This window comes from Saccharopolyspora sp. NPDC045839, from assembly GCF_056431645.1.
On sequence record NZ_JBWKKH010000072.1, the window covers coordinates 1 to 1428 of the forward strand.

Genomic DNA, 1428 nt, shown 5'->3' on the forward strand with positions numbered 1-1428 from the left:
TGTTCCAGATACCGTATAGTGGGTGCGTAGCAATCTTTGTGAGCAAGTCCTCGGCCTATCAGCACCAGTCAACTCCACACCTTACAGTGCTTCCATATCTGGCCTGTCAACCCAATCATCTCTTGGGGGCCTTAACCCACAAAGGGGTGGGAGACCTCATCTAGGAACAGGCTTCCCGCTTAGATGCTTTCAGCGGTTATCCCTCCCGAACATAGCCAACCAGCCACGCCCTTGGCAGAACGACTGGCACACCAGAGGTTCGTCCGTCCCGGTCCTCTCGTACTAGGGACAGCCTTCCGCAAGTCTCCTACGCGCGCGGCGGATAGGGACCGAACTGTCTCACGACGTTCTAAACCCAGCTCGCGTGCCGCTTTAATGGGCGAACAGCCCAACCCTTGGGACCAACTCCAGCCCCAGGATGCGACGAGCCGACATCGAGGTGCCAAACCATGCCGTCGATATGGACTCTTGGGCAAGATCAGCCTGTTATCCCCGGGGTACCTTTTATCCGTTGAGCGACACCGCTTCCACCAGCCAGTGCCGGATCACTAGTCCCTGCTTTCGCACCTGCTCGACCCGTCAGTCTCACAGTCAAGCTCCCTTATACACTTACACTCAACACCTGATTGCCAACCAGGCTGAGGGAACCTTTGGGCGCCTCCGTTACCCTTTAGGAGGCAACCGCCCCAGTTAAACTACCCACCAGGCACTGTCCCCGATCCGGATCACGGACCCGAGTTAGATGCCCGGAACGACCAGAGTGGTATTTCACCAACGACTCCACACCCACTAGCGTGAATGCTTCACAGTCTCCCACCTATCCTACACAAGCCGAACCAAACACCAATACCAAGCTATAGTAAAGGTCCCGGGGTCTTTCCGTCCTGCCGCGCGAAACGAGCATCTTTACTCGTACTGCAATTTCACCGGGCCTGTGGTCGAGACAGCGGAGAAGTCGTTACGCCATTCGTGCAGGTCGGAACTTACCCGACAAGGAATTTCGCTACCTTAGGATGGTTATAGTTACCACCGCCGTTTACTGGCGCTTAAATTCTCCGCTACACCCTTACGGGTTCACGGGTCCTCTTAACGTTCCAGCACCGGGCAGGCGTCAGTCCATATACATCGCCTTACGGCTTCGCATGGACCTGTGTTTTTAGTAAACAGTCGCTTCTCCCTGGCCTCTGCGACCACCACCAGCTCCAGAAGCACGTTCCTTCACCAGCAGTGGCCCCCCTTCTCCCAAAGTTACGGGGGCAATTTGCCGAATTCCTTAACCACAGTTCACCCGACCGCCTCGGTATTCTCTACCTGACCACCTGTGTCGGTTTCGGGTACGGGCCGTGAAGACACTCGCTAGAGGCTTTTCTCGACAGCATGGGATCACTCACATCACCACAACGGCTACGCATCACCCCTCACCCACAT

At 56.1% G+C, this 1428-nt stretch carries 1 rRNA gene (only partly in view); it reads right to left on the reverse strand.

Features of this window, described 5'->3' with window-relative positions:
• Positions 1-38: 38 nt before the first annotated feature.
• Positions 39-1428, reverse strand: a 23S ribosomal RNA gene (locus AC07EQ_RS43325); it runs 1775 nt beyond the window's last position.